The 9,372-nt window shown below is 65.2% G+C and carries 6 protein-coding genes; all 6 read right to left on the bottom strand.

Going from position 1 to position 9,372, the window contains the following annotated elements; genetic code table 11:
- Positions 1–32 precede the first annotated feature (32 nt).
- The 6 genes from tsf to proS all read right to left on the bottom strand — a co-directional run bounded on the left by tsf (position 33) and on the right by proS (position 9,270).
- The gene (gene tsf / locus ABJO18_RS03430) at positions 33–968 is read right to left on the bottom strand and encodes a translation elongation factor Ts (RefSeq protein WP_348508660.1); all 936 of its coding nucleotides are present in this window, start codon (positions 966–968) and stop codon (positions 33–35) included.
- Between the two features lie 36 nt (positions 969–1,004).
- Positions 1,005–1,859: a 30S ribosomal protein S2 gene (rpsB, locus tag ABJO18_RS03425; RefSeq protein WP_348508661.1), complete on the bottom strand. Its 855-nt coding sequence runs from the start codon at positions 1,857–1,859 to the stop codon at positions 1,005–1,007.
- A 212-nt stretch (positions 1,860–2,071) separates the two neighbouring features.
- Entirely contained in the window at positions 2,072–5,515 is a 3,444-nt protein-coding gene (gene dnaE / locus ABJO18_RS03420) for a DNA polymerase III subunit alpha (protein WP_348508662.1), read from the bottom strand.
- A gap of 423 nt (positions 5,516–5,938) precedes the next feature.
- The gene (locus tag ABJO18_RS03415) at positions 5,939–6,634 is read right to left on the bottom strand and encodes an ABC transporter ATP-binding protein (RefSeq protein ID WP_348508663.1); all 696 of its coding nucleotides are present in this window, start codon (positions 6,632–6,634) and stop codon (positions 5,939–5,941) included.
- Positions 6,627–7,943: a lipoprotein-releasing ABC transporter permease subunit gene (locus ABJO18_RS03410; protein ID WP_348508664.1), complete on the bottom strand. Its 1,317-nt coding sequence runs from the start codon at positions 7,941–7,943 to the stop codon at positions 6,627–6,629. Before ABJO18_RS03410 ends, ABJO18_RS03415 begins: the two co-directional genes overlap by 8 nt.
- Positions 7,936–9,270, bottom strand: coding sequence for a proline--tRNA ligase (gene proS / locus ABJO18_RS03405; RefSeq protein ID WP_348515730.1), 1,335 nt, complete (start codon positions 9,268–9,270; stop codon positions 7,936–7,938). Before proS ends, ABJO18_RS03410 begins: the two co-directional genes overlap by 8 nt.
- Positions 9,271–9,372: the final 102 nt, after the last annotated feature.

Below are 9,372 nucleotides of genomic sequence, written 5' to 3'. Positions count from 1 at the left end.
GGCGCTTTAAAGCGCCGCCGCTCTCAATGCGATCAGGACTGGCCGGTCGCCGCAGCGACCTCGGCCGCGAAGTCCTCGGACTTCTTCTCGACGCCTTCGCCCAGCGCCATGCGCGCGAAGCCGGAGATCTCGACCGGCGTGCCCAGTTCCTTGGAGGTATCGGCCAGCACCTGCTCGATGGTGCGGTCCGGGTCCATGACGAAAGCCTGCTTCAGGAGCACGACTTCCTCGTAGAACTTGCGCATGCGGCCTTCCACCATCTTCTCGACGATGTTTTCCGGCTTGCCGGACTGACGGGCCTGGTCGGCGAACACTTCGCGTTCCTTGTCCGCCAGCGCCGAGTCGACGCCGTCGACATCGACGGAGACGGCCACGGCCGGCGAGCCGGCAGCGACGTGCATCGCGATCTTGCGACCCAGCTCGGCCAGCTTGGCGGCATCGCCGCTCGACTTCAGGCCGACCAGAACGCCGATGGCGCCCATGTCGTCCGCAGCCGGATTGTGGACATAGCTGGCGACCACGCCCGGCTCGGCCGTCACGACGGCGGCGCGGCGCAGGGCCATGTTCTCGCCGATCGTGGCGATCAGGTTGGTCAGCTTGTCCTCGACGGTGTCGCCGGACGCCAGCTTGGACGACTTCAGGGCGTCCACATCGCCGGACGTGCCGATCGCGAGCGCGGCAATTTCCTTCACCGCCGACTGGAACTTCTCGTTCCGGGCGACGAAGTCGGTTTCCGAGTTCACTTCGACGACGGCACCCTTGCCGCCTTCGGTTGCCACGGCAACGAGGCCTTCGGCAGCAACGCGGTCAGCCTTCTTGGCAGCCTTGGACAGACCCTTCTTGCGCAGCCAGTCAACGGCGGCTTCGAAGTCGCCATCGGTCTCGTTCAGCGCCTTCTTGCAGTCCATCATGCCTACGCCGGTCTTTTCGCGCAGTTCCTTGACGAGAGCAGCAGTAATCGCGGCCATCGGTATCTCCTGGATTATCGCTCGTGAAATCGAAGCTTACGCTTCGGTCTTGTCAGATTCAGACGACGTTTCCGTGGCAGCCTCGTCAGCCTTGGCGGCTTCGGCTTCCGTGGCAGCGGTCTCTTCGGCGGCGGTTTCCTCGACCAGCGCCTCGACCGGCGCTTCGGCTTCGCCCAGATCCATGCCCATGGCCATCTGGCTGTCGGCCATGCCGTCCAGCACAGCGTCGGCGATCAGGTCGCAATACAGGGCGATCGCGCGCGAGGCGTCGTCATTGCCCGGGATCGGGAAATCGATCGGGTCCGGATCGCAATTCGTGTCGACCACGGCGATGACCGGAATGCCCAGCTTCTTGGCTTCCTGGATGGCGATGCCTTCCTTGTTCGTGTCGATCACGAACATCAGGTCCGGCGTGCCGCCCATATCCTTGATACCGCCGAGCGACCGGTCGAGCTTCTCGCGCTCGCGGGTCAGCATCAGCTGTTCCTTCTTGGTCAGGCCGGCCAGACCGCCCTCACCTTCGAACATGGTTTCCAGCTCGCGCAGACGGGCGATCGAGTTGGAGATGGTGCGCCAGTTGGTCAGCGTACCGCCGAGCCAGCGCTGGTTCATGTAGTACTGGGCGCAGCGCGAGGCAGCCTGGGCCAGCGGTTCCTGGGCCTGACGCTTCGTGCCGACGAACAGGACGCGACCGCCCTTGGCAGCCGTTTCGCGCACCTTCACCAGGGCCTGGTGGAGCAGCGGGACGGACTGGGACAGGTCGATAATGTGGATGTTGGACCGTTCGCCAAAGATGAAGTCCTTCATCTTCGGGTTCCAGCGGTGGGTCTGGTGACCGAAGTGACAGCCGGCTTCGAGCAGCTGGCGCATGCTGAATTCAGGGAGAGCCATCGATTTTTCCTTTTCCGGTTGGCCTCCACGGAGCGGAGCCGCCCGCACATGCGAACGGCACCGGAGCGTCAGGCCTTCGGCCGGACGATGCCCCGTGTGCGTGATGGCGCGGCTTATAGGCCCAAGACGGCCGGTTTGGCAAGCGGGGCAAGGCGCTTCAGAGCAGCACACCACGCGGGCATATCACGATGTCCGGCCCTATCGCGCCGATGCTACGCCACTTCCACGGACGCGACACCGTCAACGCCTTTCAGGGCGGCCTGCAGCGCGCTGTCGGCGCTGTGCCGGCCCGGCAGGCGCAATTCCACCTCGCCGCCGCCCGCAATCGGCACGAAAAGATCGATCACGGCGTCCTTGGATACATCTGCCCGGCCATTGGCGCGCTCGAGGCGCGCATGGATGCGCGACAGCGCCGCCGCATCGTCCAGACGCACGCGCAGGCGCTCGGCGCAGATCTGCATGTCCAGCACTTCCAGCCGGTCGGCGAAGAAGGAAATCTGCTCGTCCCGCTCGTCGACGCGGCAATTCACCAGCACCGCCTGGCCGCTGTCGAGCAGATCGCGCGAGGTGCGCAGGAGTTCCGGCGCGATGAAGACCTCGAACTCGCCCGTAGGATCGGACAGCGTCACCCAGGCGAAACGCTCACCGGACTTGCTGGAGACGCGCTCCTGGCGGCGGCGCACCATGCCGGACAGGCGCAGCGCCGTGGCCCCGTCGGCGACACGCGCCGGCGCTTCGGCATGAAACACCACGCCGCGGCCGGCCAGATGCTCGGCCATGTCATCCAGCGGGTGACCGGACAGGTAGAAGCCGATGGCGGACAATTCCGCATCCAGCCGCTGGGTCGCGGTCCAGGGATCGGGCTGCGGCAGGCGCGGACGCTCAAGTGCGACATCATCCCCGCCGCCGCCGAACAGGCTGGCCTGGGCACTCTCGCGCTGCTGCGCGGCGTGCTGGGCCATGGAGAGCAGGGTTTCCGCACTTTCCAGCACGCGGGCCCGGTCGGGATCGAGACTGTCGAACGCCCCGGCCCGCGCCAGGTTCTCGAATGTGCGCTTGTTGACATGCCGCGGATCGACGCGCTCGGCGAAATCATAAAGATCCTTGAAAGGACCGTTCTCCGCACGCTCGGCGACGATATGTTCCATGGCGGAGAAGCCGACATTGCGGATCGCGCCGAGCGCGAAGCGGATCGTGCCCTCCTCGACCGAGAAATCGGCCTCGGACGCGTTGACGTCCGGTGGCCGCACCTCGATCCCCATGCGGCGGATTTCCTGGAAGAAGGCGGCCAGCTTGTCGGTATTGGCCGCGTCGAGCGACATCAGCGCCGCCATGAACTCGACCGGATAATTGGCCTTGAGATAGCCCGTGCGATAGGCGATCGCGGCATAGGCGGCGGCGTGGGACTTGTTGAAGCCGTAGCCGGCGAACTCGGCGACGAGTTCGAAGATATACGACGCCTTCTCGCGGCTCACGCCCTTCGCTTCGGCGCCCTCGAGGAAACGGACTTTCTGCTTGTCCATCTCCTCCTTCTTCTTCTTGCCCATGGCGCGGCGCAGAAGGTCGGCTTCACCGAGCGAGTAGCCGGACAGGATCTGCGCGATCTGCATCACCTGTTCCTGGTAGATGATGACGCCGTAGGTTTCCTGCAGCACGCCTTCCAGATCGGGATGGAGGCAATCGACCTCGGCCCGGCCGAACTTCCGGTCGACATAGACGTCGATATTCTTCATCGGGCCGGGACGGTAGAGCGAGATCAGGGCGATCAAGTCCTCGATCGCGTCCGGCTTCATCTTCTTCAGCGTGTCGCGCATGCCCGAGCTTTCCAGCTGGAACACGCCGATCGCATGGCCCGACTGGAGCAGATCGAACGTCGCCTTGTCGTCGAAGTCGATCCCCTCGATATCGGGAACCTCTTTGCCGGCCGAGGCGATATAGCCCAGCGCGCGGGCGATCACGGTGAGGGTTTTCAGACCCAGGAAGTCGAACTTCACCAGGCCCGCCGGCTCGACCCATTTCATGTTGAACTGGGTGGCGGGAATATCGGAGCGCGGATCGCGGTAGAGCGGGACAAGCTCGGACAGTTTGCGGTCGCCGATCACGACACCGGCGGCGTGGGTGGAGGCGTTGCGGAAGAACCCCTCCAGCCGCAGCGCGACCGTCAGCAGGCTGTCGACGGCATCGTCGTCGCGGCGCATCTCCTCGAGCTTGGGCTCGATCTTGAGCGCCTCGGCCAGGGTGACCGGATTGGCCGGATTGGACGGCACCAGCTTGGCCAGCTTGTCGACCAGGCCGAAGGGCAATTGCAGCACCCGGCCGGTATCGCGCACCACGGCGCGCGCCTGCAGCGTGCCGAAGGTGATGATCTGCGCCACGCGGTCATGGCCGTAGCGCTCCTGCACATAGCGGATCACCTCGCCGCGCCGCTCCTGGCAGAAGTCGACGTCGAAGTCCGGCATGGAGACGCGTTCCGGATTGAGGAAGCGCTCGAACAGGAGACCGAAGCGCAGCGGATCCAGATCGGTGATGGTCAGCGCATAGGCCACAAGCGAACCGGCGCCGGAACCCCGGCCCGGCCCCACCGGAATGTCATGCGCCTTGGCCCACTGGATGAAGTCCGAAACGATCAGGAAATAGCCCGGGAAACCCATCTGGCGGATAATGCCGAGTTCGAAGTCGAGCCGTTCGCGATAGGCTTCCTCCGGCGCGGCATCGGCGCCGGCGGCCAAGCGTTCGGTCAGCCCCTCATGGGCGCGGGCGACAAGCTCCTCGGCCTCGTCACGCCCGCCCTTGGTGGGGAAGCTGGGCAGGATGGGGGCGTGCGTGCGGACCCGGTAGGCACAGCGCCGCGCGATCTCCAGCGTGTTGGCGAGCGCTTCGGGGAGATCCGGAAAGCGCGCATTCATGTCGTCCGGCGAGGTGAGATAATGATCCGGCGTCACCCGGCGGCGGTCCTGCACCGAGACGTAGGAGCTTTCGGAGATGCACAGGAGCGCGTCATGCGCCTTGTGCATCGAGGGGTCCGGGAAATAGGCCTCATTGGTGGCGACCAGGGGCAGGCCGCGGCTGTACGCCTCCTCGACCAGCCAGTTCTCGGCCTCCAGCTCCTCGGCGAGACCGTGACGCTGCAGCTCGACATAGAGCCGGTCACCGAAAGCCGCCGAGAGACGCTCCAGCAGCCGGGTGGCTTCCGGCTGGCGCCCGCCGGTCACAAAGCGGTTGAGCACGCCGTCCGGACCGCCCGTCAGACAGATCAGGCCTTCCGCATGTTCGAGCACGAGGGCCAGCGGCACATGCGGCTCTTCCGACCCGTCAACGTCGAGATAGGCGGCACTGGACAGTGCCATGAGGTTTTCATAGCCGGTCCGGTCCTGCACCAGCAGCGCCAGCATGCCTTCCGGTTCGGCGCGCTCTCCCGGATGCGGGTCGACCGTGCGCACCGCGAGCGTGCAGCCGACGATCGGCTGGATCCCTGCCCCGGCCATCACCTCGGAAAACTCCAGGGCACCGAAGAGATTATTGCTGTCGGTCAGCGCAATGGCCGGCATGCCGTGCTCGCGGCAGGCCGACACCATCTGCGGCATGCGGATCGCGCCTTCGAGCAGCGAATAGGGCGAACGGACCCGTAGATGCACAAAGGGTTGTTTCGCCGTCATCGCCCGCTCCGTCAGCGCTTCAGAACCTCCCCGCCACGCGCATCATCAGGGCCGAAGCCCGAGCGGCCGGACAGAAACCGGCCAGCGCGAGTCGAGAGACGAACAAACTACGCCAGGAACGCGTCAGGCGAAATCGGGCTTGCGAGCCCGATCTCAGTAAAGACCGCCGCAAAGGCCTCCGGCGCACGCTGCAAAACCCCTCGCGCCCGCGCTCGCGAACACCTCAGGCTGCGCCGAGCACGCTTCCCCACATGGCGATCATCCAGGCGAAACCCAGTACGGCCGTGGCGGCAGAGACATCTTGAAGAACGCGGCGCATGACAACCTCCCGAATTCATGTTCCGGTTTTGTTCTATTTCGGCACAAGCATCGCGTCAAGCAGAAAGTTCCACAAATGTTCCGTCAGACATGTTCCGGGAATATCTAGGCCGTTTCCGGGCTGTAGGGCGTGAGATGCCCGTCCTGGAAGGTCACGACACGGTCCATCCTGGCCGCGAGGTCGTGATTATGGGTCGCCACCAGGGCGGCGGCCCCGGCATCGCGCACTGTCTCGCGGAAAGCCTCGAACACGGTCGCCGAGGTGGTCGGATCGAGATTGCCGGTTGGCTCGTCGGCCAGCAGCACATGCGGTGCATTGGCCAGCGCGCGGGCGATGGCGACACGCTGCTGCTCGCCACCGGACAATTGCGAGGGCTGATGGGTGGCGCGGTCGGACAGGCCCAGGCGCTCGAGCAGGGCATCGGCCCGCGCGACGGCCGCCTTGCGCGGCACGCCGCCAATCAGCTGCGGCAGGACGATATTCTCGCGCGCATCGAATTCGGGCAGCAGGTGGTGGAACTGGTAGACAAAGCCGATATCCCGGCGGCGGATCGCCGTGCGCTGCCGGTCGGACAGGCCGCTTGTCGCCGCGCCGCAGACAACCACTTCCCCGCCATCGGGCCGTTCCAGCAGCCCGGCCGCGTGCAGCAGCGAGGACTTGCCGGAACCGGAAGGTCCGACCAGGCCGACGATCTCGCCGGGCATCAGGGTCAGGCTGACCCCGCGCAGCACTTCCAGCGTGTCGGCTTCGGTCACATAGGTGCGCACGATGTCGCGCAGATCGAGGACGGGATCACTCATAGCGCAGCGCCTCCACGGGATCGAGACGGGCGGCCCGCCAGGCCGGCGGCAAGGTCACCAGAAGCGAGACGATGAAGCCGAACACCGAAATGAAAGCCACCTCGCCCCAGTCCAGCTTGGCCGGAATGCGATAGAGGAAATAGACGCTGGGATCCCAGGGATTGGTGCCGGTCGTCCAGGTGATGAAATCCTGGATCGGCCCGATATTCGCCACGAAGAGAATGCCCAGGAGTATGCCGGCCAGCGTGCCCAGAACGCCGATCGAGGCGCCGACGATCAGGAAAACCCGCATCACCGAGGCCTGCGTGGCGCCCATGGTGCGCAGGATGGCGATGTCGCGTCCCTTGTTCTTCACCAGCATCACAAGGCCGGAAATGATGTTCATCGCGGCGATCGCGACAACGATCGACAGGATGAGCCGCATCGCGGTGCGCTCGAATTCCAGCGCGTTGTAGAAGGCCGGATTGAGCTGGGTATAGTCGTAGGCCGCCGCATCGGGGCCGGCGAGCGCACCGATGCTTCCCACCATGCTGGCGGCCATGTCCGGATCGGTCAGCCGCACCTGGATCTGGTCGGTCCCCTCGCCCTTGGCAAAGAAGACCCGGCCCTGGTCCAGCGGCATGAAGGCCGCACTCTCGTCGATGGTCGACACGCCGGCAGCCAGGACCGCCCCGACATAATAGGCTTTCTGGTTGGGCCGCGCGCCGAACACGGTCGGCGTGCCCCGGGCCGTTGTGAAGGTCACGCGGTCGCCGACACCGACGGCAAGACGCCGGGCGATCCCCGAGCCCAGGATGATCGTGTCGCCGCCATTATGGCCCTCGCCGAAGCCGTCGAGATTGCCCTCGACAAGACCGGTGCGGCCATCCGGCGACGGATTGGCAATCACGTCCAGTGCGGCGACATCCTCCGGCTGGGTGCCCAGCACGACGATGACGCTCTGATAGCGCTCGGAGGACGCCAGGACCTGGCCCTGCACCACCGGATCGGCGCTGACCACGCCCGGCATCGCCTCAAGCTCGCGCACCAGCGCATCGACGCGCTCGGCATCGAGATTGCGCGTATCGACATAGACATGCGGCTGGAAGCCGAGCAGCTGGCTGAAGAGTTCCGCCCGGAAACCGTTCATGATCGACATGACAGCGATCAGGCCGAGAACGGCCAGGGTGATCCCGCCAAAGGAGATCATGGCAATCAGTGCCACGCCGCCATGCTTCCGCCGGGCCCGCAGATAGCGGAAGGCCAGCATGAATTCATAGGGCGAGAAGGGACGCGCGCCCCCGGCTGCACGGACCGCGGGATCAGCCATCGGCAAAAGCCCTTTCGGCGAGACGGTTGACGGCGTCCTCGGGCGAAAGCTCGTGGGTTTCGCCGGTGCGGCGCACTTTCAGCTCCACCTTGCCCTCTTTCAGGCCGCGCGGCCCGATCACGAGCTGGTAGGGCAAGCCGATCAGGTCGGCGGTGGCAAACTTGCCGCCCGGGCGTTCCGACGTGTCATCATAGAGCGGGTCGAGACCGGCTTCCGTGAGCTTGGCATAGGCGTCTTCACAGGCCGCATCGGCCTCGCCATCGCCGGCGCGCAGATTGAGAATGCCGACACCGAAGGGCGCGACTTCCTCGGGCCAGATACAGCCCTTCTCGTCGTGATGGGCCTCGATGATCGCGCCGAGGAGGCGCGACACGCCCACACCATAGGAGCCCATATGCACCGCCCGCTCCTTGCCGTCGGGATGCGTGACCAGCGCTTTCATCGGATCGGAATACTTGGTGCCGAAATAGAAGATATGGCCCACCTCGATACCGCGCGCCGTCAGACGGCGATCCTCGGGCACCCGGGCGAACACGTCGGGTTCGTGCATCTCGTCGGTCGCGGCATAGAGCGCGGTGCGCTGGTCGACCAGCGGCTGCAGATCGCCGTCGAAATCGACGTCCGTGCCCGGCGCGCCCATATCGACGAGATCGGCATGGCAGAACACCTCGCTCTCGCCGGTTTCCGCCAGCACGATAAACTCGTGAGACAGATCGCCGCCGATCGGCCCGGTATCCGCCTTCATCGGCACGGCCTTCAGGCCCATCCGCGAGAAGGTGTTCAGATAGGCGATGAACATCTTGTTGTAGGAGCGGCGGGCCGCCTCCTCGTCCAGATCGAAGGAATAGGTGTCCTTCATCAGGAATTCGCGGCCGCGCATCACGCCGAAGCGCGGGCGGATCTCGTCGCGGAACTTCCACTGGATATGGTAAAGCAGCTTGGGCAGATCCTTGTAGGACCGGCAATAGGAGCGGAAGATCTCGGTGATCATCTCCTCATTCGTCGGCCCGAACAGCATGTCGCGCTCGTGACGATCCGTGATGCGCAGCATCTCTGCACCGTAATCGTCATAGCGGCCGCTTTCGCGCCACAGATCGGCCGACTGGATGGTCGGCATCAGAAGCTCCACCGCACCGGCGCGGTTCTGCTCCTCACGGACGATCTGCTCGACCTTCTTGAGAACCTTCAGACCCAGCGGAAGCCAGGAATAGATGCCGGCGGATTGCTGCCGGATCATGCCGGCCCGCAACATCAGCTGGTGCGAGACGATCTGGGCGTCGGAGGGGGTTTCCTTGAGGACGGGCAGGAAGAAGCGGGACAGGCGCATGGGTGGGGAATTCCGCGATAAGAGGTTCAGCCCCCATTAGAACGCGTTGGGAAGCGATGACAAGGCACCTTCCCCGCCTGTGTCAGTCCTTTGCTGCGGGGC

The sequence above is a fragment of the Maricaulis sp. genome (genome assembly GCF_039978735.1).
In the GTDB taxonomy this organism is placed as follows: domain Bacteria; phylum Pseudomonadota; class Alphaproteobacteria; order Caulobacterales; family Maricaulaceae; genus Maricaulis.
Note: the sequence above shows the minus strand (reverse complement) of the source record. Positions and strands in the feature narration are given on the sequence as shown.

What these genes read in the sequence shown, in the direction of transcription:
- ABJO18_RS03415 (WP_348508663.1), bottom strand. Translation starts at nt 6,634, where the DNA reads ATGAGTGATCCCGTCCTCGATCTGCGCGACATCGTGCGCACCTATGTG.
- ABJO18_RS03410 (WP_348508664.1), bottom strand. Translation starts at nt 7,943, where the DNA reads ATGGCTGATCCCGCGGTCCGTGCAGCCGGGGGCGCGCGTCCCTTCTCG.
- tsf (WP_348508660.1), bottom strand. Translation starts at nt 968, where the DNA reads ATGGCCGCGATTACTGCTGCTCTCGTCAAGGAACTGCGCGAAAAGACC.
- proS (WP_348515730.1), bottom strand. Translation starts at nt 9,270, where the DNA reads ATGCGCCTGTCCCGCTTCTTCCTGCCCGTCCTCAAGGAAACCCCCTCC.
- rpsB (WP_348508661.1), bottom strand. Translation starts at nt 1,859, where the DNA reads ATGGCTCTCCCTGAATTCAGCATGCGCCAGCTGCTCGAAGCCGGCTGT.
- dnaE (WP_348508662.1), bottom strand. Translation starts at nt 5,515, where the DNA reads ATGACGGCGAAACAACCCTTTGTGCATCTACGGGTCCGTTCGCCCTAT.